24 protein-coding genes are annotated in these 25153 nt (G+C 63.1%); 17 read left to right on the top strand and 7 right to left on the bottom strand.

Going from position 1 to position 25153, the window contains the following annotated elements; all coding sequences use genetic code 11:
- Positions 1 to 12: 12 nt before the first annotated feature.
- The 4 genes from AC5RWG_RS05625 to AC5RWG_RS05610 form a co-directional block, all read right to left on the bottom strand.
- Complete coding sequence (locus tag AC5RWG_RS05625; RefSeq protein WP_494166538.1) at positions 13 to 1266, bottom strand: MFS transporter; 1254 nt, start codon at positions 1264 to 1266, stop codon at positions 13 to 15.
- Positions 1267 to 1362: 96 nt separating this feature from the next.
- Positions 1363 to 2361: a VOC family protein gene (locus tag AC5RWG_RS05620; protein WP_494049609.1), complete on the bottom strand. Its 999-nt coding sequence runs from the start codon at positions 2359 to 2361 to the stop codon at positions 1363 to 1365.
- 294 nt (positions 2362 to 2655) lie between these two features.
- Entirely contained in the window at positions 2656 to 3798 is a 1143-nt protein-coding gene (locus tag AC5RWG_RS05615; protein ID WP_494049610.1) for an alpha/beta hydrolase family protein, read from the bottom strand.
- 150 nt (positions 3799 to 3948) lie between these two features.
- The gene (locus tag AC5RWG_RS05610; RefSeq protein ID WP_494049611.1) at positions 3949 to 4887 is read right to left on the bottom strand and encodes a LysR family transcriptional regulator; all 939 of its coding nucleotides are present in this window, start codon (positions 4885 to 4887) and stop codon (positions 3949 to 3951) included.
- A gap of 90 nt (positions 4888 to 4977) precedes the next feature.
- On the opposite strand from AC5RWG_RS05610, the gene AC5RWG_RS05605 reads away from it, so the two are divergent.
- From AC5RWG_RS05605 to AC5RWG_RS05545, 13 genes are all read left to right on the top strand, one after another.
- Positions 4978 to 6267, top strand: a complete 1290-nt coding sequence (locus AC5RWG_RS05605; RefSeq protein ID WP_494166537.1) for an FAD-dependent monooxygenase — start codon at positions 4978 to 4980, stop codon at positions 6265 to 6267.
- A 228-nt stretch (positions 6268 to 6495) separates the two neighbouring features.
- Complete coding sequence (locus AC5RWG_RS05600) at positions 6496 to 7902, top strand: aromatic ring-hydroxylating oxygenase subunit alpha (RefSeq protein ID WP_494049613.1); 1407 nt, start codon at positions 6496 to 6498, stop codon at positions 7900 to 7902.
- Between the two features lie 4 nt (positions 7903 to 7906).
- Positions 7907 to 8434 (top strand): aromatic-ring-hydroxylating dioxygenase subunit beta, encoded by a 528-nt coding sequence (locus AC5RWG_RS05595; RefSeq protein ID WP_494049614.1) that lies wholly within the window; start codon positions 7907 to 7909, stop codon positions 8432 to 8434.
- A gap of 5 nt (positions 8435 to 8439) precedes the next feature.
- Positions 8440 to 8679: a ferredoxin gene (locus tag AC5RWG_RS05590; protein ID WP_494050095.1), complete on the top strand. Its 240-nt coding sequence runs from the start codon at positions 8440 to 8442 to the stop codon at positions 8677 to 8679.
- Complete coding sequence (locus tag AC5RWG_RS05585; protein ID WP_494049615.1) at positions 8676 to 9905, top strand: NAD(P)/FAD-dependent oxidoreductase; 1230 nt, start codon at positions 8676 to 8678, stop codon at positions 9903 to 9905. The genes AC5RWG_RS05590 and AC5RWG_RS05585 overlap by 4 nt, the downstream gene beginning before the upstream one ends.
- A 36-nt stretch (positions 9906 to 9941) precedes the next feature.
- Positions 9942 to 10805, top strand: a complete 864-nt coding sequence (locus AC5RWG_RS05580) for an SDR family oxidoreductase (protein WP_494049616.1) — start codon at positions 9942 to 9944, stop codon at positions 10803 to 10805.
- Positions 10806 to 10925: 120 nt separating this feature from the next.
- Positions 10926 to 12101 carry an MBL fold metallo-hydrolase gene (locus AC5RWG_RS05575; protein WP_494166536.1) on the top strand — a complete coding sequence of 392 codons (1176 nt, stop codon included), beginning with the start codon at positions 10926 to 10928 and terminating at the stop codon, positions 12099 to 12101.
- A 71-nt stretch (positions 12102 to 12172) separates the two neighbouring features.
- A complete protein-coding gene (locus AC5RWG_RS05570) occupies positions 12173 to 13270 on the top strand; it encodes a cupin domain-containing protein (RefSeq protein WP_494049618.1) in 1098 nt (365 codons plus the stop codon).
- The gene (locus AC5RWG_RS05565) at positions 13267 to 14103 is read left to right on the top strand and encodes a fumarylacetoacetate hydrolase family protein (RefSeq protein ID WP_494166535.1); all 837 of its coding nucleotides are present in this window, start codon (positions 13267 to 13269) and stop codon (positions 14101 to 14103) included. Before AC5RWG_RS05570 ends, AC5RWG_RS05565 begins: the two co-directional genes overlap by 4 nt.
- Positions 14104 to 14186: 83 nt before the next feature.
- Positions 14187 to 14930, top strand: a complete 744-nt coding sequence (locus AC5RWG_RS05560; RefSeq protein ID WP_494049620.1) for a maleylpyruvate isomerase family mycothiol-dependent enzyme — start codon at positions 14187 to 14189, stop codon at positions 14928 to 14930.
- Positions 14931 to 15011: 81 nt separating this feature from the next.
- Entirely contained in the window at positions 15012 to 15239 is a 228-nt protein-coding gene (locus AC5RWG_RS05555; protein ID WP_494049621.1) for a hypothetical protein, read from the top strand.
- A gap of 684 nt (positions 15240 to 15923) precedes the next feature.
- Positions 15924 to 17558 carry a DUF5677 domain-containing protein gene (locus tag AC5RWG_RS05550; RefSeq protein ID WP_494166534.1) on the top strand — a complete coding sequence of 545 codons (1635 nt, stop codon included), beginning with the start codon at positions 15924 to 15926 and terminating at the stop codon, positions 17556 to 17558.
- 179 nt (positions 17559 to 17737) lie between these two features.
- Positions 17738 to 18094 carry a zinc ribbon domain-containing protein YjdM gene (locus AC5RWG_RS05545; protein ID WP_494049623.1) on the top strand — a complete coding sequence of 119 codons (357 nt, stop codon included), beginning with the start codon at positions 17738 to 17740 and terminating at the stop codon, positions 18092 to 18094.
- Between the two features lie 162 nt (positions 18095 to 18256).
- Here AC5RWG_RS05545 and AC5RWG_RS05540 read toward each other — a convergent pair whose 3' ends face one another.
- Positions 18257 to 18553 carry a rhodanese-like domain-containing protein gene (locus AC5RWG_RS05540; RefSeq protein WP_494050096.1) on the bottom strand — a complete coding sequence of 99 codons (297 nt, stop codon included), beginning with the start codon at positions 18551 to 18553 and terminating at the stop codon, positions 18257 to 18259.
- Positions 18554 to 19082: 529 nt separating this feature from the next.
- Between AC5RWG_RS05540 and AC5RWG_RS05535 the strand changes: the two genes are divergently transcribed.
- The 3 genes from AC5RWG_RS05535 to AC5RWG_RS05525 all read left to right on the top strand — a co-directional run bounded on the left by AC5RWG_RS05535 (position 19083) and on the right by AC5RWG_RS05525 (position 21548).
- Entirely contained in the window at positions 19083 to 19982 is a 900-nt protein-coding gene (locus AC5RWG_RS05535; RefSeq protein WP_494049624.1) for a diacylglycerol/lipid kinase family protein, read from the top strand.
- 528 nt (positions 19983 to 20510) lie between these two features.
- A complete protein-coding gene (locus AC5RWG_RS05530; RefSeq protein ID WP_494049625.1) occupies positions 20511 to 21167 on the top strand; it encodes an alpha/beta fold hydrolase in 657 nt (218 codons plus the stop codon).
- A gap of 30 nt (positions 21168 to 21197) precedes the next feature.
- Entirely contained in the window at positions 21198 to 21548 is a 351-nt protein-coding gene (locus AC5RWG_RS05525; protein WP_494110098.1) for a hypothetical protein, read from the top strand.
- A 397-nt stretch (positions 21549 to 21945) separates the two neighbouring features.
- Here AC5RWG_RS05525 and AC5RWG_RS05520 read toward each other — a convergent pair whose 3' ends face one another.
- Positions 21946 to 22773, bottom strand: a complete 828-nt coding sequence (locus AC5RWG_RS05520; protein ID WP_494131993.1) for an alpha/beta fold hydrolase — start codon at positions 22771 to 22773, stop codon at positions 21946 to 21948.
- Between the two features lie 483 nt (positions 22774 to 23256).
- Between AC5RWG_RS05520 and AC5RWG_RS05515 the strand changes: the two genes are divergently transcribed.
- Complete coding sequence (locus AC5RWG_RS05515) at positions 23257 to 24708, top strand: FAD-binding oxidoreductase (protein ID WP_494049628.1); 1452 nt, start codon at positions 23257 to 23259, stop codon at positions 24706 to 24708.
- Positions 24709 to 24906: 198 nt separating this feature from the next.
- Here AC5RWG_RS05515 and AC5RWG_RS05510 read toward each other — a convergent pair whose 3' ends face one another.
- Positions 24907 to 25146: a hypothetical protein gene (locus tag AC5RWG_RS05510; RefSeq protein ID WP_494049629.1), complete on the bottom strand. Its 240-nt coding sequence runs from the start codon at positions 25144 to 25146 to the stop codon at positions 24907 to 24909.
- Positions 25147 to 25153 lie beyond the last annotated feature (7 nt).

Genomic DNA, 25153 nt, shown 5'->3' with positions numbered 1-25153 from the left:
AGCGTCGGCAGTTCAGGCGCCGGTGGTGGCGGGCAAAGGCTCGGGAAGGTTCTGCGTGTCTTGGGTCCGGGCGTAGCGTTGATCGCGGGGGAGGGCGAGTACGACGGCGGAGCCCGCGGCGAGCAATGCCGCGACGGTGATGAGCGCGCCGTCATAGCTGCCGGTCCGGTCAAAGAAGGCTCCGGCCCAAATCGGGCCGATCGAGATTGCCACGGAGAACGCGGCGTAGATCAGGCCGTAGATGAAGCCGTAGCTGCGGAGGCCGAAATAGTTGCCGCAGAAGAAAGCGATGAGATCGGCCTCGGCTCCGAACGAAAGCCCCACCATGAACGCGGCCACGGGGGCCATGAGTGGTCCTCCCCAGAGCAGCAGCAGGCATCCCAGTGCGGTGAGCAGGAACAGCGGTGCGGCGACGAAAGGGGCGTGGAACCGATCAACGAGGGCGCCGATGCACAGCCGGCCGATGATGACGCCCAGACCGATGAGTCCGGCGATGCCTGCGGCGGATTGGGGCGTGAGTCCGGCGTCGGTGAGGAGCGGGACCATGTGCGGGATGATGGCGGGGACCGAGCCGCCCACCAGCAGGAAGCCGACGAGCAGCATCCAGAAGGTGCGTGAACTGAGTGCCTCCCGGCGCGTTGAGCCGACGGCCTGAAGGGGTGCAAGTGGTGCCGCCGGATCGGTCCGGAAACCGAAGAACACGAACGGGATGACCAGCAGCGAGAGGGCGGCGAGGGCCAGGAACCCGGCCCGCCATCCGAAGGGCTGCACGACGGCGGTGACGAGCGCGGGGAGGGCCAGGGCGGCTACGCCGAGGCCGGCGAGACTGATGCCCAGGGCCATTCCGCGCTTGGCGAAGAACTTCGAGTTCAGGGCTTTCGTGTATACCACCGAGGTCGTTCCCGCCCCGAGCAGTCCAGCTACGCCAAAGAGCAGGTGGAAGGACATCAGGTCGCCTTGGAACTGGCTTAGCAATAGCAACGAAAGCGTGAGTCCCGGCACGGAAACGAGTGCGATGCGGCGGGGCCCGAACCGGTCGAGCAGCCAGCCGAGCGGAGCGGCCATCACGGTTAGGGCGATCGTGGTGTAGAGGAAGGACGACGAGACCTGTGCACGGCTCCACCCGAACTCCGCGCCCAGGGACGAGGTGAAGGACCCGAGGCTGTAGAACAGGAGGGCGGTGACGCCGACGGCGGATCCGACGGTCACCGACACCAGTGTCGGCCAGCCCGTCCTGAACTCCCGATAAGGGCTGATTTTTGCCATGGCTTCTCCAGGGGATTGTGGAACCCGCTTGTGATGCGGACGTGGTGTGCGGGCTGCGCCGGCGGCATTGGCCGGCCTGCGCAGCCCGCAGAGCGGTTAGGAGTTGACGAGTGCCTCGTACATATCCGGGTGGATTCCTTCTTCGGTGGCGGTCAGCCCGTCAGCGGCCGGGAAGGATTGGAAGATCGAGTCGGGGATCGGTGCGTTGCGGTAGAAGTTGCTGCCGCCCCGGCTGGGGGTCCAGGTGTTGGCCTCCCAGTCCGGCACATAGTTCCGGTAGCCGCCGGAGTTCAGCTCGACGCGCAGCCCGCTCGGTTCCCGGAAGTACAGGTACTGCTGCTCGCCGATACCGTGCACGCCGGGGCCGTGCTCCATCGGGGTGCCGTTTTCCATCAGCACGTCGGCGGTGATGAGCAGTTCCTCGTGGGTGTCGACCCAGAAGGCGATGTGGTTCACGCGGCCGGGCGTCGTCGAGTGATCCAGGACGACGCCGAGGTCGTGGGACTTTTCGTTGGTGGTCAGAACGGAGAAGACACTGACGTTGGTGTCGTCGAGCTGGGTGCGCGCCATCAGTCGGAATCCCAAAACATCGCGGTGCCATTCGGCGAAGCCATCGACGTCGGTGCTGGCAATGGTGACGTGGTCCAGGAAGCGGGGGGCGGCGGCGTGGCTGGAGCGCTTCTCGGGGCGGTCCGGATAGATCGATGCGCACTCCGGCCCGGACTCGAAGCGATCCAGCTCCCAGAGCAGCCGGACGGGGTGTCCGAAGGGACCGATGAATTCGAAGGCCCGGCCGTGGCCGTTGCCGCCTTCGACCCAGGCGCCTTCAATGCCGGATTCCTGCACGCGTGCCGCCGCGACCTCCAGTGCATCTGCGCTTTCGGTCCGCCAAGCCATGCGGGTCAGCGCGGGGGCCCGGCCTTCGCGGACCACAAGGCTGTAGCGGTAGTAATCGCCCCAGCAGCGCAGGTAGACGGCGCCGTCGATGCGGTCGACAATTCGCAGACCGAAGTGCTTCTCATAGAACTCGGCCGAAGCTTCGACATCCGGGCTGGCGATTTCAAGATGGGCAATGTGGGAGAGGAGCTTTTCCACGAGTGTTCTCCTGATGGGTGGTTTCTTCCGCCGGCACGCCGGGCGGCTGGTGCGCTCCGATTCGAGCGTTGGTTCAACTGTCGTGCAGGTCACCATCGCCCCGGAAGGGACCGAAAACGCATGACTGTCATTGATGCGATCAATGCGTGCATCGCTAATAATTTGAAGAGCCGGGTGCCACCAGGGGACACCCCGACGGGCAGCACCAAGAGCCCCGCGCGGGCTCCTCCGTCGGTGCGGAGGACGCTGGCACGGGGCTCGTCGTCGGGGCGCTGGCAGCGCCGCAAAGAGGGTCTAGATGTTTTCTGAAACCCAATCGGCGATGAAGTTTGTGGCGACCGGCTGGTTGTCCGCGCTCACATGCTCCACACCGCCCTCACGGGGCGTGAAAATCTTGAGTTCACGCTTGGGGCTGTTCACCGCCTGGTCGTACTGCGCCTGCGCGTATTCCAGCGGGATCTGCCGGTCGTTCTGGCCATGGGTGACAAGGAACGGGACGGTAATGTGCTCCACCACCCCTTCCAAGGTGACACGGGGAGCGAATTCCATGAACTCCTCGACATTGTCCTGTCCCCAGACCCAGAGCACGTGGTCCCAGTAGTGGGGCACCGGCCGGTCTCCCTCACGCTTGAGCCGCCGCTTTTGCAACTCGCCCCAGTTATAGTTGGCGCCCCAGGCCACGCAGAGGCTGAACCGCTTTTCGAAGGCTGCCGCCCGGGGAGCAAAGTACCCTCCGAGGGACCAGCCCATCATCCCGATCCGCTTCGATTCCACGTCCTGGCGTTGCTCCAGGAAATCCACGCAGGCCGAAGCCCAGCGCTCACTATCATGGATGGCGGTGAGCCCTTGCAGCCGTAAGGCGCCGCCGGTGCCCGGTTGGTCCACCATGAGCGTGGAGACTCCGCGGCGGGCCAACTCCTGACCGATGCCAGACCAGTAGATCATCTCCTTGCTGCTGTCCAGGCCGTTGCAGTGAACCATCACCGGCGCCGGCCCGTCAACGTTGTCCGCACGGACGAACAACGCCGGAAGCGTCGAGTCGCCGTAGGGCACCTCCACCAATTCACAGTTCTCCCGGCCGAGGCGTACGGAATCGGCGAAGGCCGCGAGCATCTTCTTATAAGCACCTTCCCGGGGCGTGAACCAACGGCTCTGCATGCGCTCGGAGATCTGGTAGTAGATCGCGGCCCGCCGCAGGCGCGTGGCGGCGCTGAGTTCACGGCCGGCGTCAATGTTCTCGTGGGCCAGCTCGACCTGCCGGTCAGCGACGGTTTGCCATGACTCGAAGAAGGCTTCCGTTCCGGGCTCCTCACCGCGGTTCTGGGCGTCGACGAGGGGCCGGCAGGCCTCGAGGATTTCCTCGATTTCCCCGCCGCTGCTCAGTGCAATGTTGGCCGACAGGTTCCATACGTACTTCTCGGGAAAGATCTCAAACACGGCAAGACGCCTCTCTGCGTAGGTCTGGGCCCCGCACAGGTGGAGGTCTGTGTGCGGAGCGCTTCTCCTTTGCACGGTATGAAACGCGGCAGCGACCCGGAAGTGGTCGATGCTGCATGCGTGGCATTGACTCGGTCAATGCCCGGGCCGCTAGTTTGTCCTTTGCTCTGAAGTGGTGAGCTCGCGTGCAACTTCCATCAGGCGCCCGCGGAGCCATTCATGGCCGGCATCGGTGTTGTGCCGCGGGGTCCACACCATCACCTGTTCCAGGCGTCGGAGCTGCATGGGCGGTTCCAACAGCCGCAGCCGGTGCTGTTGGGCCAGGAGCCGCCCGAGCTGGTAATGGGCCAGCAGGATCAGCCGCGTCCCCCGTAGCAGCAACGGCGCGATCAGAAACGATTGCGCGGTAACTTCCACATTCCGCCGGATCTGCAGCTGGTCCAGCTGCAGATCGGCCAAGGAGGCCCGCCCTGCGGACTGATAGGCGAGGTACGGGAGGGTGCTGAACTGATCCATGTCGATCTCGTTGCCAACGTCGGGGTTGTCCGCATCCACTGCGACGACGTACCCGTCCGAGAACAAGGGTGCCTGCGCGTAGCCGGTCTGTGCTGGAAGCAGTTCGCGGGGAACAATCAGCAGGTCCGCTTGTTCCCGCCTCAGATCCTCGGTGTAGTCTCCCGCGGAGACCGGGATAATGGTCACCCGCACGTGCGGTGCTTCCTTCGCCAGCTTTTCAATCAACGGCCGCAGCAAAACCAGCGTGACGTAATCACTGGCACTGATCGTGAAAGTACGGTGGTCAATAGAGGGGTCGAAGCTGCTGCGCACGGTCAAGACCCCCTCGATGATGCCCAAAGCCTGGCGCACCGGGTCGATGAGTGATTCTGCCAACGGCGTCGCCGCCAACCCCCTGCCCTCCCGGACCAGCAAAGGGTCATCAAAGAGACGCCGCAGTCTCGCCAGCGTCGAACTCATGGCCGACTGGCCCACCAGCAGGCGTTCGGCCGCGCGCGTGACGTTACGCTCTGCCAGCAATGCGTCCAAAGCCACCAACAGATTCAGATCCATATTGGCCAGGTTTTTCGCCATACTCTGCTGCCTTTCAGGAAGGGAGACGCGCCAGTCAAGGCTGCCGGGAAGCCGCGTCCCGCCGTGCCGGGGACGCAAAAACTTCAGGTATTGATCGCCGCGATGCCTCTCATCGACAATATCCCGTTCCGAAGCCAGTCCACCGCGCCTAGTGTGCCAACTACCGTACGGAAACCGGAACAGCAAAAGAAAGCGGTGGTCGGATTGCCTGTAAAAAAGTACCTCGTGGTGGGGGCAGGGATTGGAGGCCTGGCGGCTGCCGCTGCTCTCGCACGTAACGGCTCCGAGGTGGACGTGGTTGAGCTCAAGCCGGACAACGCCGTCGTGGGTGTGGGCATTAACCAGCCCGGCAACTCGCTGCGTGCACTCGACGCTCTGGGCGTCCTCGAGCAATGCTTAGAGGCCGGATTCGCGTTTGACCGAAACAGCCACTACGACTGGCAGGGTTCACCGATCGTCGAGACCGTTTGCGGGCTCGGCAGCGAGCGGGTACCGCCGAATAACGCGCTTAGACGCTCGGCCCTCCACGACATATTGGCCAATGCGGCGCTCGGTCACGGAGCCGTGATCCGTTACGGAACCACGGTGGAAGACTTCCACGACGACGGAGCCCGCATTGCCGTGCGCTTCACGGACGGAACACGCGCAGAATATGACGCCGTAGCCGCCTTTGATGGAATACGCTCCCCAATGCGCCGGCGCCTGTTCGGTGACGGATGCGAGCCTGCCTATACCGGCTATGCCGTGTGGCGCGCGATGCTGCCACGGCCCGCAGCCGTAGACCACACGATGCTCTTCCACGGCGATCATTCAAACACCGGCCTCATCCCTCTGTCGCCGACGCAGATGTACCTGCTGCATGTCTGCGCGGAACCCGAGAACGCCCGCTACGCGCCCGCAGACTTCAAAAAATTCCTCAATCAACGCCTCGCCGGCTACGGCGGCCTCGTAGCCCAACTGCGCGAAATGCTTCCGGACGACGGAATCGTTTACAGCCCCCTGAGCGAAGTCCATCTGCCGCCGCCGTGGCACCGCGGCCGGGTCATCGTGCTCGGCGACGGCGCGCATGCCTCCGCTCCGAACCTTACCCAAGGCGCCGCCATGGCATTGGAGGACGCAGTCGTTCTGGCCGATGAACTCGCAGTTGAACGCCCGGTCGAGGAGTCCCTTGGCGCCGTCACGGCCCTCCGCGCGCCGCGGACGCAGCTGGTCCAAGAGGTCTCCCACCGCATTCTTCTGGCGGAGATGGCTGTTAGCGCCGACCACCTCCCGCAATTCGCGGCCGGCCTGCGTACCCATCTGCCCGGGCAGGCGGCGTTCATAGAGGAACAGCTCAACCGCCCGTTCCGCCGCCTGGAGGGCGCGCCCCTCAACAGCTAAATGACGAGGCACTCGGGTCCTCGACCTTCGACTATCGATTTGAGTGATGTTAGGCATCGCCAACATTCACTTCCGGTGGTAGCTGCTCGCTCCCTAAGCTGGTCAAACGGCAACAGGTGTGACACCCAACACAGATTTTCGGGATGCCTGTGGCGTCCAGTGCAACTCAATTACAGGGGACTTTCATTCGGCCCTCGGGCCGCCACATGTCGAAGGAGACAACCGGACATGACGCAGACAGAGACTTTTCCGCCGCAGACCCCGTCCAGGACACTGGACGCGATCCTGGACCGGGTCGAGGAGGGACTCGCACAGGACTTGGTGCCCGCCGAAATCTTCAATGACGAAACTGTTTTTCAAGCGGAGATCGACCGCATTTTCACCAATAACTGGGTTTTCGTCGCACACGAGACCGAGATTCCCAACGCCGGTGACTTCGTGCAGCGGCGCATTGGCGTGGACCCGGTGATCGTCACCCGCGACGGCAAAGGCGGCATCAATGTCCTGTCGAACTTCTGCCGGCACCGCGGCACTCAGGTTTGCCAGACAGACAGCGGCAACTCCCGGTTCTTCAAGTGTCCCTACCACGGCTGGACGTACAACAGCCAAGGACAGCTGGTCGGAACTCCCCACATGCAGGATGCTTATGGCGAGAGGCTGGACCCCGATGACTGGAGCCTGATGCGCGCCCCTCGTGTCGATACGCGCCAGGGCTTCATCTTCGCGTCACTGTCCGAGGACGTTCCGCCGCTGGACGAATATCTGGGTGGAGCCGGCTGGATGTTGGACGCCATCGTCGGGCTCCATCCCCAGGGGATGCGGGTTGCCGGCCCACCGGACCGTTACAAGGTGAAAGCAGACTGGAAGACCGCAGCGGAAAACTTTTCCGGGGACGTCTACCACCTCGACGTGCTGCACTGGGGCACCCAGGAAATTCAGGTCTCACAAGGCCTGGAGTTTTCCTGCGAAATCGCGCGGGCGTACCACTTTGGCAATGGCCACAACTTCGTCGGGCACGCTTGGACCAAAGCCATTCATCCCGGTTTCACCTTGTGGGGATACCCGGACGAGATCAAGTCGCAGTTCGATCTGTCCGGTCTCGACGAGGCCCAACTGAACATGGTCAACCACGAGCCTCCGACGGTCGGCACCATCTTTCCGAACCTGTCGATGATCCGGTTCGCCACACCGGCCGTGCCGGGGGGGCCTGTCTCGGTGGTTACGAGCTTCCGCCAGTGGCAGCCGATCGGCCCCGGAGAAATCGAGCTGTGGAGCTGGCAATTCGTCTGGGATTTCCAGTCCCCGGAAGAAGTCCAGGAAACCTACACAACTGGCCAGTTCGTGTTCGGTTCTGCGGGCATCTTTGAACAGGACGACACAGTTGCGTGGGAAGGCATCCCGCGTGCCGCCGCCAGCCCGTGGGCACGGAAAGCCGGCATGAAGTTCAACTTCCAACAAGGCAACAACAGTGAGGTCGACCAGTCACCCAACCCGGACTGGAAAGGCCCCGGCATCCAGCGACCGACCGGCTACGGCGAGCATAGCCAGTTGGCGTTCTACCGCCATTGGTTGAAGGTCATGCGCGGCGAAACACCATCCACCGCACCCGCGACGACTACTACCGAGGAGAACTAACGCCATGACTGTCACCAACAACGTTCCCCTCGAGACCGACGCGGAATTGCGCGCGGCAATCACCCAGTTCCTTGCCACCGAGTCACGCCTGCTCGACGAGGGCCGCGAGGGCGAATGGCTGGACCTGCTTGACGAGGATCTGCTCTACGAAGTGCCGATCAGGCAGGCATCGGAGCCGCGCAGCCAGGAATATGCACAGCCCGGGTACCGCATGCGCGACACCAAAGAGCATCTGCGCACCCGCATCGCCCGCCTGAACACAGGCATCGCCTATTCGGAGGTCCCGCCGTCCCGGACCATGCGCTTAGTGGGCAGCATCGAAATTTCCCCGACAGACCGGCCCGACGTCGTCGCCGTCGCCAGCGCCCTGTTGTTATACAGGCAGCGCGGCATCGACCCCTACTTCGATCTGGTCCCTGCCCGCCGCGAGGACACCATCCGGTTCACCCCAGAGGGCCCGCGACTGCTGACACGGCGCGTCCTCAACACCGAAACCTCGCTCGAGACACCGAACCTGGCGGTGATCCTGTGACTGGCATGTCCGTCGGCGTGCAGCCCGACGGGTCGCTCCAAGTGCATCTGGACACGACCAGATGCCGCGCTTACGGTATCTGCGTCGGCCTGGCCCCGGACGTCTTCGAGCTGCCCAAAGGCAGCCCCGCAGCCGTACTGCATCGCCAGATCATTAATGAAGAAGACCGCGAGGATGTCGAAGAGGCCGTTTTCGCCTGCCCGGCGCAGGCCCTGAGTCTGTCCGGGCCCGAGGGAGGATCATGACCGGCCTGCCCCGGAACATCGTCATCGCCGGTGCGTCCGTGGCCGGGGTAACCGTCGCGGACACATTACGGCAAGGCGGCTTCGACGGATCCATTACCCTGCTCTCCGACGAACGGCACCTGCCGTATGACCGGCCGCCGCTGTCCAAGCAGTTGCTGACATCCCATGAGGAACCCGAAGCCGTCCCCTTGCGCGACCCGGGGCATTTCGCCGAACTGGGCATCGATCTGATGCTGGGACAGGGAGCAGCCGGGTTGGACATCGACCGGCACTACGTCATCACCACGGACGGGGATCCGCTGCCCTGGGACGCCGTCGTGATCGCCACGGGCAGCCGTCCCCGGACCGTAACCACTGCAACCGGAGAGCCGCTACCCTCATTGCGTACCGTCGAAGACGTACTTGCGCTGCGCCGTGCGGCTGCAAACTACGGACGCATAACTTTGATTGGCTCCAGTTTCATTGGTCTTGAGATCGCTGCCTCTCTGCGCACCCGCGGCATTGATGTCACAGTTTTCGGTGCCACAGACCTGCCGCTTAATCAGAGTGTGGGACCGGAGGTGGCATCCGACCTGAGGGACCTGCACCTGATCCAGGGCACCGACCTGCGGATGGGCGCCCTCGTCGTCGCGGTCGAAGGCGGCCCGGGGGACTACACCTTGACCTTTTCCGACGGCGCCGTGCACCAAACGCCGTACGTGGTAGCCGGCACCGGTATCCAGCCGAACACCGAATGGCTCATCGGATCCGGCGTCGAACCCGACGAAACCTTTGGCGGCGTCGTCTGCGATGCTGCCGGGCGCACCATTGTTTCCGGCGTTTGGGCGGCCGGCGACGTCGCCCTGTACGACCATCCGCTGCTCGGTCCGCGCACCCACGTCGGACACTGGACCAACGCCTCCCAGCAGGCCCGGCACGTCGCCGCAAACATCCTTGCCGGGCGTGAGGATCCCTACACCGCAGTGCCGTACTACTGGACGGACCAGTTCGACCGGAAAATTCAATGCTACGGACGCCGCCATCCAGAGGACGCCTCTGTGGTGGCCGAGGGCTCGGTCGAATCGAGCGAGTACCTCGTGCTCTACGGAAGCGCCGGAGCGTTCCACGCAGTACTCTCGTGCGGGCGCGACCGCTCTTTGCGAAAGTACCTCAAACTATTGCGCCGCCAGGCCAGCTGGGACGAGGCCCTGGCCGCAGCAGGTGACCTGCAGGCCTCCAGCACCTGACCACCAAAATTTTCTCAACCAATACAGGGAGCACCCGTGCAACTGCTAGACAACCACGTCGTTCTGATTACCGGCGGAGGCTCCGGCCTGGGCCTCGGCGTAGCGCGCCAATGCCTTGCCGAAGGCGCCGACGTCGCCATCCTTGAAGTCTCGGCCGCCAAGGTCGCCGACCTTGAAGCCGAATTCGGCGACCGCATCCTGATCCGCCAGGGCGACGTCCGCAGCATCGAAGACCTGCAGACGATGCGGGCTGCCATCGAGAACCGCTACGGTAAGCTCAACGCCCTCATCGGATCCCAGGGCGTCTTCGACGGCAACCTTCCCCTGGCGAAGACACCGCTCGAGAAGATTCCCTCGCTGTTCGACGAGCTTTTCCACGTCAACGTCCTGGGCTACGTCCTCTCGGCCAAGATCTTTGTGGACCTGCTGGAACAAAATGACGGCGCTATCGTGCTGACCGCTTCCACCGCGGCCTACGCTGCCGACGGCGGCGGCCTCTTCTACTCCGCGAGCAAGGGCGCCGTACGCAGCGTCGTGAACCAATTGGCCTTCGAGTTCGCGCCCCGCGTGCGGGTCAACGGGATCGCCCCCTCCGGCATCGCGAACAGCCAGCTGCAAGGACCCCGCGCGCTGGGGATGGACCACATGAAGCAGTCCGACATCCCCAAGGAAAACTTCCTGGCCCAGTTCCAGGAACTCATGCCGCTCAAACACCTGCCCACGCCGGAAGAATACGGTTGGCTTTACGCGTTCCTCGCCTCCCGCCACAACACCCTCATGACCGGGCAGACGATCGTCGCCGACCAGGGCCTGTTCAACCGCGCAGTCCTCACCCAGGATCTGCCCGGCGCCGAAAGCGTGGCAGGCGGGATCGGCACGCCGGAAGTGGCAGGCGTCTGACCTAAACGCTCTGCCCTTCCAGGTCTGCCAGCACGAGCGATCACAAGTGTCCTGCTCCGGCTGGGGCCGGACACTTCTTTTCTGCAACCCCACGCGAACCTCCAGAGAGGCGAATTTGCTATGTGCAGCATCATCTCGTCGGCCCTAGAAGGCCTTCCCGTTGCTTCCCGTCGTCAATTGCTTCAAGGCGCCGGACTGGCAACGCTTGGCACCATCGGAGCCGCCCTGGTGGCCACCCCAGCTCCTGCCCATGCTGGACCGGGAAAGAAGAAGGCCCGAACACGGCTTGTGCTGCTCGGCACCGCAGGCGGCCCCAACATTCTCACGGACGAGCGCCTTGGAGTATCCACAGCAGTGGTTTACGAGGACAAGGTGTACCTCGTCGATCTTGGCCATGGCTCACAGGTCCGGCTCCTTTCGGCCGGTCTGGCCGGAGAAGGCTTTGGCGGGAACGCATTCAGCAATATCCGCGGCGTGTTCTTTACCCATTTGCACAGCGACCACGTGGCGGAGTGGCCAGCGATGTACTCCACCGGCAGCATGAACATGATCAACGGAACCAACGCCCCCGTGCAGGTGTTCGGACCCGGCAACCGCGGGTCAATGACCCGCGTATTCCCGCCCAACCGTCCCGAGCCGGAACCATTCAACCCGGACAACCCGACGCCCGGCATTACGGACATGACCGGCTACCTACGCCAGGCGTTCTCCGCCGACTTCAACGACAGAGCCCGGGACAGCAACGCTGCCTCGCCGGACACCAGCTTCGAAGTCCACGACATAGACCTCGGCTCACTCTGGGAAATCGATCCAGCAGGCATACCCCCGCGGCTTCAGACACCGATCCACGTCTGGAAAGACGGAGAGGTTACCGTCACTGCCACGCTGGTGGATCATCGTCCCACCGCACCGTCGTTTGCATATCGGTTCGACACCCCCGACGGATCAGTAGTTGTATCCGGGGACACCTGCGTTAGCGAGAATCTGATTGATCTGGCCAAGGACGCCGATTACCTGGTGCATGAAGTGATCGATCCCGATTTCGCAGACCAACTGGCTGCCTCACTGCCTCTTGAATGGGGCCAGGCAGTGAAAGAGCACCTCCTTGCTTCGCACACCACGATCGAGCAAGTCGGTCGTGACGTGGCAGAACGGGCAGGCGCCAAGAACCTCGTGCTTTCGCATCTGGTTCCCGCGACCACTCCCGACCGCCGCTGGAGGGAAGCCCGGCACGGGTACAAAGGGAAACTGCATGTAGGCAGGGACCTCATGGAACTAGAGGTCAAAAGCCGCTGACCGGTCGGCTTTGCTCTTCAGACCGCTAGTTACACCAGCTATATCGACTTCAGTACATAAAGGACCTCCTAATGACCGACAATCAGATGCTCGCTCCGGCACCTACTGCCGAGGAGCAAGAGCAGTTGGACCAGCTGTATAAGGACTTCGACGCGGAGAACCTGATCCCGTTGTGGACGGAAATCGGCGATTTGATGCCGATGCATCCGAGGCCCCAAGCCGTTCCGCACGTATGGCGGTGGAACAACCTGCTGCCCATGGCACAGCGTGCAGGGGACCTGGTCCCGGTGGGCCGAGGCGGAGAACGCCGTGCCATCGCCCTGGCGAATCCCGGGCTGGGCGGGCGCCCCTATGCGACCCCGACCTTGTGGGCTGCGATCCAGTACCTCGGCGGACACGAGACCGCTCCCGAGCACCGTCACTCGCAGAATGCCTTCCGGTTCGTCGTCGAGGGTGAGGGCGTCTGGACCGTTGTCAACGGCGATCCGGTACGTATGTCCCGCGGGGATTTCCTGCTGACCCCGGGCTGGAACTTCCACGGCCACCACAACGAGACAGATCGGCCGATGGCCTGGATCGACGGCCTGGACATACCGTTCGTGCACTACACGGACACAGCGTTCTTCGAATTCGGCACCGAGCGGGTCACGGACGAGTCCACCCCGGACATCTCCCGCTCCGAACGGCTTTGGGCCAATCCGGGCCTGCGCCCGCTCTCCGGGCTGGACAACACCGTCTCTTCCCCAATCGGCGCGTACCGGTGGGAACACACCGACCGGGCACTGGCCGAGCAGCTCAAACTTGAGGACGAAGGCCATCCGGCCACCGTTTCCCAAGGGCACGCGGCCATACGGTTCGTGAATCCGACGACCGGCGGCGATGTCATGCCGACCATCCGCGCCCAGTTCCACCGGCTCCGGGCCGGCGCACAGACCCAGACCACCCGAGAAGTCGGCTCAAGCGTTTACCAGGTCTTCGAAGGACGCGGCGCCATTGTGATCAACGGCGAAACCACCTCTCTCGAAAAGGGCGACCTGGTCGTCGTCCCGTCTTGGGCTGCCTGGTCGCTGCAAGCCGAAACCGAATTCGACCTCTTTCAGTTCGGCGACCACCCCATCATCGAACGCCTGAACTTCAACCGCACCTACATCGAAGGAACCACCAAGTGAAGCTCGCCACCCTCCGCATCAACGGATCCACCCGCGCCGCCCGCCTGGACGACGAAACATATACAGAAATTCCCGGGTTCGCCGACGTCGGAGAACTCCTCATCAACCCTGACTGGCGCAACCTTGCCGCTACAGCAACCGGCCGACAGCATCCGGCCGCCGGCGCGGACCTGGCCTCCGTGGTAACCAGGCCGGGCAAGATCGTCTGCGTGGGCCTGAACTACCGCACCCACATCCTCGAGATGGGCCGCGAGCTGCCCGAATACCCCACCCTCTTCTCCAAATACGCCGAAACCCTCATCGGCGCCAACGACGACATCGAACTGCCGTCCGAGGACACGGCCATAGACTGGGAAGCCGAACTCGCCGTCGTGGTTGGAAAATCCGGCCGCCGCATTAGCGAAGCCAATGCCGCAGAACACATCGCCGGCTACTCGATCTGTAACGATGTGTCCATGCGCACCTGGCAGTTCCGCACCAAGGAATGGCTGCAGGGCAAGAACTGGGAAAACTCCACACCGCTCGGGCCCACCCTGGTCACCACCGACGAATGGACCCCCGGCGGAACCATCCGCACCACCGTGGACGGCGAAATCATGCAGGAAGCCTCCACAGGCGACCTGGTCCACGGCCCCGAATTCCTCGTCTCCTACATCTCCACGATGATCAGCCTCAACCCCGGCGACGTCATCATCACCGGCACCCCCGGCGGTGTGGGCCACGCCCGCAACCCCCAGCGCTACCTCACCGACGGCCAGACAGTAGAGACCTCCATCGACGGCCTCGGCGCCCTGCGCAACAGGGCAATGGCAGTGGTTCCCGCCATCGTCTAGCAGCAACACGGATATCCTGGCGTGGCCCGTCACTGCGCGGGCCTCGCCGCACCGATCTTCCACGCCTCCCCGAAGGAGTACCTATGGTCGCACGGCAGGACCTCACCCAGGACTCGGAGCTGAAGGCAGCTCTGCTCACCGCCCGCCGCGGCGCTGCGTTCTTCGGCCGCAAGCTCAACGAACTCTCCGATGACGAACTCGGTGCACCCTCGCTGCTGCCCGGCTGGACCCGCGCGCACGTCATCGCGCATGTCGGCTACAACGCCCGCGCGATCGCCCGCCTCATGGAGTGGGCCAATACCGGCATCGAGACCCCCATGTACACCTCCGCCGAGGCACGCAACCATGAAATCGACTACGGTGCCACCCTGTCCCCGGCCGCACTGCGCAATCTCTATGAACACTCCGCTATCCACCTCAACGTGGAATGGCGCGACACCCCGTCCGCAGCCTGGAACCATGAGATCAAAACCGCCCAAGGCCGCACGGTCCCCGCTTCGGAAACGGTATGGATGCGCACTCGCGAAGTTTGGGTACACGCGATCGACCTAGACAACGGAGCCAACTTCGACCAAATCCCTCCAGACGTCCTCGAACGCCTGCTCAGAGACATCACCGGAGCATGGAGGGCGCGCGGGCAGGACAAGGATCTGCTCTTGAAAATCGCCGGTGCCCCCACCGTCACTGAACTCGGCGACGCAGCCTCTACAGACCCAGACATCATTTCCGGCACCTTGTCGGACATCACGGCGTTCGCCTGCGGCCGCTCCCGGAACGGCGTGTTCTCCAGCAAAAATGGGACGCCAGCAGCACCACGCTGGATCTAATAGTCATCTACCAGTCAAAGCAGAAACCGGTCCGACCGGCCCGTAGCCGGAAGAACATCTATAAGAAAAGGCAGGTCAAACATGACAATAACCGCTGCCCACATCACGGTAGCGGCGGCCACAAGCTCCGAAGCCGATGAGAAGCTAAACGCCTCGGTACAGGAGCTTCAATACGTCGCCAGAAACAACCCCACCAGAGGCATCTTGGTGACCAAATTGGCTCCGGGCCGGTTCACCGTCGAGTTGAGCACCAAGGTCCCCTACGGGCTCACCTTGGAATCAGGGCAATATCATGGCGGCCAAGATTGAACACGCCGCCACAGTAGGCAAATACAAGTAGTGCGCTCAGCGCTTGAATGGACGAAAGATCGCACTCCGTGTTCGAGGATATCCACTACTCACCTAGCTCGATTTCTCAAGATGCCTACCTCAGTGTGTTCCGTCATATGTTCGAGAAGACAGGGCAGATGGCGCACTACGCCATGATGCTGCATGGCAAATCGAGTCTCGAGGCCGTTTTCGAGTCCGAGGATCTAAAGGGGCCCGAAACATCTAATCCGTTAGCACGGAAGGGGCTGCCGCATGACCTGCTCAAGCTCTGGTCTCCTAGTCGGGTAGTGAACAGCATTGTCATAGAGTCGGAGATGGTGTGGCACGGCCCCTGGCCGCAAAGAATTCATGGCAGAAGTGAAACTGCTTCGGCTTGGATAACAGGCCGAACGCATAGGCGTGCACCACAGGTTTTTTCATTGGGTGGCCGCCCCGTACGGCCTTTGGGCAGTTGTTATGTCAGAGGTTATTAGGTGCTGTCACAGCGATGCAATTGACTGCTCGGGCGCTCCAATCTGCACGCGCCGGCCGGGAGGCCCGTTGAGTTCGGCGCGGGCGGTCCATCGACACATCGACGCGGTTGCGAAGCTAGTCGGCTGTGTCGGATCAACGAGGTAGATTTCTGACATGAGCATCCGGAAGCCAAACCAACACTCGGGGCCCATGGCTGGCCATGTGAAAAAAGGCCGCGTGTTCAAGTCTCCTCTAGCAGCGACCGGCATGTTAATTCTGGGGAACTGGATCAAGGACGACTTCCCGGATCTCCTCTGGCCCGCACTCGTACTTGCAGAGCAAGGCGCTGACAGCTTCCGGCAGTTCGTGAAATGGCAGAAAGCTGTACAGGAAGGGCTCGCCCATCATGGAGAGGTGGCGTGGGTCGCAGAGGCGTTGGACGGCCGACTCTCGCATCTGGCTGCCCTGGACGCCAAGTTCTCCGATGCATCCGAAATCGTCGTCGACGAGGCCAGCCGACATGGCCTGCTTTCTGAAGGCGTCCGCAGCGCGCTGGCGTCGTACCCGTATCTGCCGGCCCCGTGGCTTGTCGGTGACGTCGAGGTCACACCACCGAAACAACGAGACTTGGAACTGATCCGGGATGCGCTGCTCTCTGTCCTTCGGGACGGCCATCATGAGGCACTGCTGAAATGCTTCCGTACTTGGAGCACCGTCCAGGCCGGAACGTTCAGGTCAAGCGGCCCCACGATCGATCTGCTGAAGAACTACCCGGGTGACCTCGCCACCCGTGCGTCGGCTGACACGACGGTGCGTGCGATGTGGGGTGCACACAGAGGGGTGGTGCAGGCCGATGATTTAAACCACTTCGATGAAGCGATCAAGTGGGCACGCGTGTTCTGGGGAGCGAACTCGATGACATCCAGATGCATTCGGAAGCGGGACGCCGAAAGCCCCGACGGCGGCCCCGCGGAACCAGCTGACAGCCGACAGGATGGGCGGGTTGCATCGTCCGTCCACCCCGATGAAGCCGAGCCAACTTCCATGCCCGATGGCGGTGAGAACCTGCGCCGATTCACTTTGGACGTGCTGAGCAGCTTCGTCGAGGCGCTGGAAACTGCCCCGGCCCACCTGTACGCGAACGAACGACAGGAAGTTGTTTCCGGGCTTGTGGCCCGTGCCGGTCGTGATCTCGTGGCGGTGCTGGGTGCTCCCGATCTGTGGTGCCTGGAACACGGCGCACACATCGGTCGCATGTTGGTAGAGACCAGGATCTACCTTCACTGGATGGCGCAGCAGGACCCAACTATCTATAGGCAGTTCCAGGAATATGGGGCCGGCAAGGCGAAGCTCTACGCACGCATCTCAGACGAGTTGCCTGACGAAGCGCGAGCCGCTGGCTTTCGCGAAAGCATCGACGAACTCCAGCGTCTAAGCCACAACGATGACGTGCTCGATCACCGAACAGTCGATACTCGAGACACCTTCGCTGACGGCAAGTCTATCCGCGACATGGCTAAAGAAACTGATCTCCTGGACTTCTATCGGCAGACGTACTCGCTCTCTAGTGGGGTAGCGCACTCTGAATGGTGGTCAGTGGAAACGCATGTGATGGAGCCCTGCTTGAATGTTCTCCACGGGATGCACCTCATTCCCAGTTTGTCGCTAAACATGGGAGGAAACGTCGAGTTGGCTACAGCCTGGGTGGACCAGTTCTACTCGCTCGCACGCACGGGACTGCGCATCCTCAAGACTGACGAGGCTGCAGTATCTGCAGCCTTCGCCTGGGTAGACGACGCCGACGACTCGTCAGAGGCACCTGCTGATGAGGATCTGGTCTCCTGACGTTTCTACGTGTGGCGATGCGGTGAGTCCTAGCTTTGCTGGCGGTACTTCGCCCCCCGGCTAATCTCGTGGCCTTCGGCATCGCGATCCAAACAGGTCCGCTGGTCCATGACGGCCTAGCTCAGGGAGGCCGTACCCTGAGGTTATTCAGCTACGGAACGTGGTTGAATTCCGCTTCAATGTCTGACGGTCTGCCGGCTTGCCCGGAGTGCCACGAGGCGTTCACCTACGAGCAGGGCCCCTTGCTGGTGTGCCCGATGTGCGGCCATGAATGGCCGAAAGACTCGGCCGAGACCACGCCCGAGACCGCTTCGTTCAAGGATGCCGTTGGCAATGTGCTCGCCGATGGTGACACAGTCACGATCGTCAAGGACCTCAAGGTCAAGGGCGCCGGTGGCGGTGTCGTGAAGGTCGGCACGAAGGTGCGCGGCATCCGACTCATTGAGGACGGCGTGGGCGATCACGACATTGATGCGACTGTTCCTGGGTTTGGGCGGATGCAACTAAAGTCCAGTGTGGTGAAGAAAGTCCTCTGACCCGCGGCCATTGCCCATGGATAGGGGTTTCGTCGTCGACGATCCTGTTCACAACTGGATCATCGAAACCAGTCGATGCGTCGTCCGCTGCGCTATCTGCGGCCGGGCCTCGGCGCCGGCCAACCTTTGGCGAGGAAACGGTCCGCCGCCCTGACACGCTTTTTAGCCGGACTGCTTGCGCAGTGCTGCCCAGGCTTGGAAACCGCCGATAAGGTCGCTCGCACGGGTCAGTCCCAGCCGTTGCAGGGTGTGGGCAGCGAGGCTGGAGCTGTAGCCCTCATTGCAGACGACCACGATCCGTCGAGCGGGGTCGTCAGCGATCGGGAGCCGGTGGGGGCTGGAAGGGTCGAGCCGCCACTCGAGAACGTTTCGGTCAATGACGACCGCTCCCGGCAGATCTCCGTCGCGTTCTCGCTGATCGACCGGCCGTGTGTCAACAACAAGGGCGCCCCCAGCCATCTCCCGCTCAAGATCCGAAGCGTGAACACGCTCGAGCCCGATGCGGCTCTCAAGGAGTAGTTGGTCGATCGTAAGAGCCCCGGGGGAATCGTCGGGATCTGGACTGCGTTGGCAGGTCACGCCGCCGTCGTCGGAGATGTGACGCTGCTTCACCGTTTTCCTCGCTTTGCCTGCTTATCGGTCGGTCGTTCCAAGCGCAATGATGAGCTACTTTGGTCGTCAATTTCAAGGGTATGTCGTTGGCCGCAGCGCTCGGCACCGACTCGACCGCGTATGTGAGTCCTTGCTGTTGGTCACGGAAATGTCCGGCAGGCTTGGACAGGGCTGAATGTCCAAGGACAGAAGCGCCGTTGCCGGCGTTCTCCGCCTGGCGGCTAAACGGTGCTGGTTCTAGGCCTGCGTGGCCTGTTCATGATGAAGTGGGACCATGGCAGCTGTCCGGGCGGCGAGGCGGATTCCGGGGCTGGCCTTGTATTTTCGACGGGGTCGGTGCACGGTGGGCATCCACTAGTTTTTACTGGAGTGCGTGATGGATTCTGCACGGAGCTTTGAATCGATTGTCATCATCTTCAATCCCAACAGCACCGGTGATGCACCGAAGTTGGCGGAGCAGTTGTGCGACGGGTTGAGGGAGCTGTTGTCCTATGCCCCGGATATCAGGCTGCAGCCAACGGGGCATGCGGGCCATGCCGTCACGCTGGCGCGTGAGGCGGCTGCCGGAGGCCGCGACGTGCTCATCGTGTCCGTCAGCGGTGACGGCGGGTACAACGAAGTGGTCAACGGTGTCATGCAGTCCGGCAACCCTAACGCGGTGTGTGCTGTGATGGCGGCTGGAAACGCGAATGATCACCGGCGGACCACGGGCACGATGCCGCTGGCAGAAGCGATCGCCCAGGGCCGGGTGCGGCATATCGACCTGCTGCGCATCCACACCGGCCAAGGGCCGGACGCTCCGGATGAATACGCGCACTCCTATGTCGGATTCGGTCTGACGCCGGTGATGGCGATCGATCTGGAAAAGGGGAGCAAAGGCGCCCTCAAGGAGATGTTCTCCGTGGTGCGGACATTTTCGAAGTTTCAGCCCTTCGCAATCCTCCAGAGCGACGGCAAGCGCCGGAAGTTCGACAGTATCGTCTTCGCTAACATTGCCGAGATGGCGAAGTACGCCACGCTCAGCGAGGCCGACGACAAGCTCTCGGATGGAAAATTCGAAGTGGTTATCTTCCCGCACATGTCCAAGTGGCGGGTCCTGCTGAAGGCCCTGCGCGCCACCACCCAGGGGCTCGGGGACCAGCCCAGCGTAAGCAGCTACGAGTTCACCACGCTCAAGCCCCTGCCCTATCAGATCGACGGTGAAGTGAAGTCCGTAGACGCCGGCACCTTCGTCAAGGTCGAGAGCGCACCCTCGGCCCTGCCGATTCTCGGCTAAACACGTTGCTAAGGCCGTCCCGCTACCCGCGGACGCGCCTGAGTCTGCGCGGCTTGCCTGGTGGGTGAACCTTCGCGGCCCCGAGTACTCCGCGGTCCCGATGACCTGGACCGGCCGTGATAGCGAACGTGAAGTGTCCAGGGCTACCGGGCAAGCCCGAGCGCTGCAGGGCAGCAGGGTCAAGCGCTGAAGCCGACTGCTTGGCTCCAGCGCAGCTTTCATCCTCCCTCCCGTTGTCGGAGGCCCCGTTAAGATTCCGTATTGGATAGCTTCGAAGGTTTAGGTACGGTAGGTCCGGGAATAAGTGGTGTCCGATCTGCCGGCCCGGTCTGCTCCTTCCCGTAAGGTGACCTGATGGATCCCAAAAGCGCAGAAACTCCAGCCGCGGCTGGAAGGCGCGGCACGCGCGGAACCCCGGGTGGGGACGCGGACACCAGAATATCGGCAAGGATTGTGACCACCGGCCGTTGGGACGCCCATGTTTACTCTCTGGCCGGGCCGCACGCCACGTCGGGAAACCCTGTTTTCGTGTTGCTGCACGGTATCGGCATGTCCCACCGCTACTACCGCAGGCTGCAGCGGATCTTGGCGGGACACGGAGAAGTCCATTCCTTCGACCTACCGGGATTCGGTGCTGCCGCGAAGCCGGACCGGCAGATTTCCGTCGCAGAGTATGCTGCTGTCATCGCGGGCACCCTCGTTGAGCTGGGCACCGGACCGGTCGTGGTGGTCGGGCATTCCATGGGAACGCAGTTCGCCACCGAACTTGCCCTGATACGGCCTGACCTGGTCTCGCACGTTGTGCTGATCGGCCCCGTTGTCGATTCAGCACGCCGAAGCGTCTTACTCCAAGCCCTCGCCCTGGGGGCCAACTCGCTCACGGAAAGCCCGGTGGGCAATGCCATCGTATTCACCGACTACGTGCGCTCCGGCATACGCTGGTACCTGACCGAACTTCCGGTGATGATGTCCTACGATCTGGAAGCGAGAGTGAGCCGGATCGCCCAGCCCGTTCTGGTAGTCCGCGGCTCACGCGATCCGGTGGCGCCCCGGTCCTGGTGCCAAAAACTGGCAGCCATCGCTGCGCACGGCCGCTTCCTGGAAATACAGGGCAAGCCGCACATCGTCCAGCACGGAGCGGCAACCAGAATGGCAGCCGGCATACTGGCATTCACCCGCTCCTAAGACCCGACCAAACCTGGGAAAGCGAACCTGATGAAGAAAGGGGCGCTCAGCATCAAGGAAACGGCAGGCCGTGAAACTGTCCCTGTTCGTGCCGACCCTGGCCGCATCCTGGCTGTTCTTCGTTATGTCCGGGTTCTATCCGATCTTCGGCCCCTCCTGCTCACCGCGGTGCAGTGGGTGCCGCTGACACTTTTCATCGCATCTCCTGTCTATCGGGGGCAGCCGGTGCGGGCTGGCACTGAGTTCCTGCTCTCCTGCTTGGTCATTACGGTCGCACTGACCAAGCCGTCCACTGACTGGACCTCGTCGGAAGGCTTTGCCGGGGCGGCGGTGCTGACAGGACTCCTGATGGCGGCCTGGGCCGGGCGCAGCAGCCCGTAAACATGCAAAAGGGCTGGTCGAACGCAGCGCCTGCGAGAAGGGTTGTACATAGAGAGTTCCCTTATGCTCGCTCTACCCTTGGCAAAGGCTAAGACCCGTTGAGGGGTACATAATAGCGAGTCGCCGCCGTTATCCGCTCCGGTTCGCCCAGGCTGGGTCCGCGGCTCGTCCGCGCCGCGGACCTGTTGGCCCAGGCGCTGGCGGATTCAACAATTCGGGAAAATACTCATTTTTGGTGGTTGCTTTCGCCTGGTTGGCGGGGCGATCCGCCTAGACGGAGAGCGAGGCCTCGGGCCGAAAGCGAGTCACTGGCCAACAGTCCTTGAACCGGGGATCCCGGAATGGCAGACGCTGCTGCCCGGCGTTCCGACACTTAGAAGGACATCGGGTGCCGGGGTTAGCTCGACGTCGTACCCGAGTGGAGCCTCTCCGCCTCCTGCCAGAACTCATCCACCCGCGCGTTCCAGGCGTCCGGGACCTCTTGGAAGGGCTGGTGCGCTTCCTCCTCCATTACCTCGAACCGGGCTCCGGGGATCTCATCGGCCACCGCCTTACCGAGCTCAGGGCGGCTCATCCTGTCGGCGCCGCCGGCGAGCACCAGTACTGGAACCTGAATGGCGTTCAGTCTGCCGGCCGTTACGTGCCGCGCGCAGGCGTCGGCGAACGCGAGGAAGTCCTCCGTGCTCTGCTTGTGCGGGAAGGCCATGGCGTCCTCGATGAACCGGTCGACCGTCCCGTCATTGTGGGCCCTGGCGGTGTAGACCCAGATGAAGAACCCCTCCAGGAAGTCACGCTCGCTGGGCGCCAGCTCGGCTTGCCAGTGGAAGGCCCGGATCATCGTCTTCATGAAGTCGTCCATCGCTGACCACGTGCTTTGCAGCACCATGCTGCGGACGGCTTCGGGGTGGCGCAGCGCGAGCTCCTGGGCAATGATGCTGCCGCCGGAGAACCCGGCCACATGGGCCGAGGAGACTCCCAACGAGTGCAGCACCGCGGCAGCGTCGTCAGCCATCGCCTCCACGGTCGGCTGCCCCTGGGGCATGGCCGTCCGGCCAGCCCCGCGGTTGTCGAAAGCCGTCATCCGGTAACGGTCCGCCAGCCCGTCCAGCTGGAACTGCCAGGACTCCACTGTGTCCCCGAGCCCGCCGATCAGCAGCACGTCGGGGCCCTGGCCGACCTGCTCCGTCCAGGTCTCCAGCTCCCCGGCCTTCACATGCTGTCCCATACGACCCTCCAGGCTAGTGCGGTTGCCCGCTGGGCGGTCCCTGGCAGTGGCGGCGCCAGCCCTTGCCCGGCATCTCCCGGGTGATCCATTTCGGTATGCTACTCCCGCTCTGACCGGGCTGCCTAGGGGTTGTCGTTTCCTGCATGATGACGGCGGACGGCGGCTTCCCGGACCACCCTCAGCTTGTCTGAGTAGGGCGGAGGGGTGCTCCATGTCAGGGTCTTCAGGGAAGATCGGCCAATTCGCTCTTCCTTGAAAAGCAGGCACTCCGGTGGGTCTGTTGTCCGGTGACTCGGGCGAATCTATACTTGAGGCCACCACGCGCTGTTCCAGTGCATTGTCGGCTGGACCGTATTCCCGGGCCGGAACACCTCAGGGCGCGTCCTGGGCAGGTACCGCCCGGGCATCGCCGGCACCGGCGAATTTTAATCCACTGCTGGATTAAGGGACGTCAAACCCCCGCGTCAGGGAAGCAACAGACCAATGAACACAATGGATCATGGCGACCAGGACGGCGAAACCGACCGCGCCCTGCAGGAGCTGCGCAGCCATCTGGCCGGGTCGGTGGTTGAACCGCAGGATCCGCTCTTTGACGAGGCCCGAGCAGTGTGGAACGGGATGATCGACGTGCACCCGCGGGCGGTTATCCGGGCGGGCACGGTTGCTGACATCGACCACGTCCTGGACATGGCGCGGAGCACCGGGCTGCCGCTGGCTGTGCGCGGGGGCGGGCATAACATCGCCGGCCATGGCACGGTCGAAGGCGGCCTGGTGCTGGATTTGGGCCAGTTGCGCGGTGTGGAGGTCGAAGCAGGGCAGCGGCTTGTGACCGTCGGACCCGGTGCGACTTTGGCGGACGTCGACCATGCCACTGTTCCGCACGGACTTGCCGTCCCGCTCGGGGTGATCAGCGCGACCGGGGTCGCCGGGCTGACCCTTGGTGGCGGTGTGGGCTGGCTGACCCGGTCCAACGGGCTGAGCTTGGACAACCTTGTCTCCGCCGACGTCGTCACCGCCACAGGCGAGCACTTGCAGGTCAGCGAGGAGCAAAACCCCGAGCTGTTCTGGGGCCTGCGCGGTGGGGGCGGGAACTTCGGAGTGGTCTCATCTTTCACCTTCCGGGCCCGTCCGTTGCCGGCTGCCGTACTGGGGGGAAATTTCTTCTACCGCCCGGAGCGTTGGAGGGACGCCCTGCAGGCCTTTGATCGCTGGACCCAGGACCTGCCCGATGAGATGAACCCGATCATCTCGATCCTGGTGCTGCCGCCCGACTTCGAGATGGGGGAGGAGCCGTGGATGATCATCGGCTTTGCCTGGGCCTCCGAGAACCATCAGCCAGGGCTCGAGTTGATTGGGCAGCTGCGGGAAGCGGCACTCCCGGACGAGGAGGAAGTGGGGCCCGCGGCCTGGCTGGAGTGGCAGTCCGCCATGGACAGCCTCTTTCCCAAGGGAGCCCGGGGGTACTGGAAGAACGTGTCATTCTCCAGACTGGATGAAGAGGCCGTCGATGTCCTGGTCGGCTTCGCCTCCGAGGTGACGTGGTTCGGAACGGGGATCGACATCCACCACATGCAAGGGGCCTTCGGACGTGTGCCCGAGGATGCGACAGCGTTTCCCAACCGTTCGGCGAAGTACTGGCTGAATGTATACGGCTTCTGGAAGGACCCAGCGGAGGACGAGCGGCTCAGCGGGTTCGCCCGGAAGGCCTACGCCAATATGCAGCCGCTTGCCGAGCACGGCCAATACGTCAACTTCCTCGGTGCAGAAGTCGGTTACGACGCCACCGACGCCGCGCGCCAGGCCTACGGGCCGAAAACGTACGACCGGCTGGTGGCCCTGAAAAACCGCTTCGACCCGCAGAACCTGTTCCGCCTCAACCACAACATCGTGCCGACGCCCTCAACGGCGGGGTCCCGGCCCTCTACGTCGCCATGAACTGGGGCGAGATGGCATCGAGTGCGCCCCGCCGCGTGTAGTCAAGGTGATTGCGGCGACCGTAGATTTCAAATGGTCGAGCCGGCCACGTAAGTCTCCGGCGTTATTTGCCATGGAGCCGCCCACCTGTTGGACTGTTGGCCCGCGCCGAGAACCGCATGTCGGACGCGTCGAGACCGTTGGAGACTGGGCCTGCTCTCAGCTGATGAAGGGCATGACTTGGAATGTCACGAGGTTGTACACCAGGACACCGAGCACGCCTGTCGCGCCGATACCGATCGCGGCACCTGAGGGCACCTTCCCTGTGGGCTGCCGTGCGCCTCTGGTTCCAAGGACAAGGGCTAAGAGATCGAGGACGAGCACAATGCCCCAGGCGATGGTCCAGAACGTGAAAAGGTTGCCGTAGTCCCCACGGGCCGCCGCCTGCTGCGCGGCCAAGGGCGCG

The sequence above is a fragment of the Arthrobacter sp. Y3221160 genome (genome assembly GCF_059092585.1).
Note: the sequence above shows the minus strand (reverse complement) of the source record. Positions and strands in the feature narration are given on the sequence as shown.

What these genes read in the sequence shown, in the direction of transcription:
- AC5RWG_RS05625 (WP_494166538.1), bottom strand. Translation starts at nt 1,266, where the DNA reads ATGGCAAAAATCAGCCCTTATCGGGAGTTCAGGACGGGCTGGCCGACA.
- AC5RWG_RS05610 (WP_494049611.1), bottom strand. Translation starts at nt 4,887, where the DNA reads ATGGCGAAAAACCTGGCCAATATGGATCTGAATCTGTTGGTGGCTTTG.
- AC5RWG_RS05600 (WP_494049613.1), top strand. Translation starts at nt 6,496, where the DNA reads ATGACGCAGACAGAGACTTTTCCGCCGCAGACCCCGTCCAGGACACTG.
- AC5RWG_RS05595 (WP_494049614.1), top strand. Translation starts at nt 7,907, where the DNA reads ATGACTGTCACCAACAACGTTCCCCTCGAGACCGACGCGGAATTGCGC.
- AC5RWG_RS05590 (WP_494050095.1), top strand. Translation starts at nt 8,440, where the DNA reads ATGTCCGTCGGCGTGCAGCCCGACGGGTCGCTCCAAGTGCATCTGGAC.
- AC5RWG_RS05585 (WP_494049615.1), top strand. Translation starts at nt 8,676, where the DNA reads ATGACCGGCCTGCCCCGGAACATCGTCATCGCCGGTGCGTCCGTGGCC.
- AC5RWG_RS05575 (WP_494166536.1), top strand. Translation starts at nt 10,926, where the DNA reads ATGTGCAGCATCATCTCGTCGGCCCTAGAAGGCCTTCCCGTTGCTTCC.
- AC5RWG_RS05570 (WP_494049618.1), top strand. Translation starts at nt 12,173, where the DNA reads ATGACCGACAATCAGATGCTCGCTCCGGCACCTACTGCCGAGGAGCAA.
- AC5RWG_RS05560 (WP_494049620.1), top strand. Translation starts at nt 14,187, where the DNA reads ATGGTCGCACGGCAGGACCTCACCCAGGACTCGGAGCTGAAGGCAGCT.
- AC5RWG_RS05555 (WP_494049621.1), top strand. Translation starts at nt 15,012, where the DNA reads ATGACAATAACCGCTGCCCACATCACGGTAGCGGCGGCCACAAGCTCC.
- AC5RWG_RS05550 (WP_494166534.1), top strand. Translation starts at nt 15,924, where the DNA reads ATGGCTGGCCATGTGAAAAAAGGCCGCGTGTTCAAGTCTCCTCTAGCA.
- AC5RWG_RS05545 (WP_494049623.1), top strand. Translation starts at nt 17,738, where the DNA reads ATGTCTGACGGTCTGCCGGCTTGCCCGGAGTGCCACGAGGCGTTCACC.
- AC5RWG_RS05540 (WP_494050096.1), bottom strand. Translation starts at nt 18,553, where the DNA reads ATGGCTGGGGGCGCCCTTGTTGTTGACACACGGCCGGTCGATCAGCGA.
- AC5RWG_RS05535 (WP_494049624.1), top strand. Translation starts at nt 19,083, where the DNA reads ATGGATTCTGCACGGAGCTTTGAATCGATTGTCATCATCTTCAATCCC.
- AC5RWG_RS05525 (WP_494110098.1), top strand. Translation starts at nt 21,198, where the DNA reads ATGAAGAAAGGGGCGCTCAGCATCAAGGAAACGGCAGGCCGTGAAACT.
- AC5RWG_RS05520 (WP_494131993.1), bottom strand. Translation starts at nt 22,773, where the DNA reads ATGGGACAGCATGTGAAGGCCGGGGAGCTGGAGACCTGGACGGAGCAG.
- AC5RWG_RS05515 (WP_494049628.1), top strand. Translation starts at nt 23,257, where the DNA reads ATGAACACAATGGATCATGGCGACCAGGACGGCGAAACCGACCGCGCC.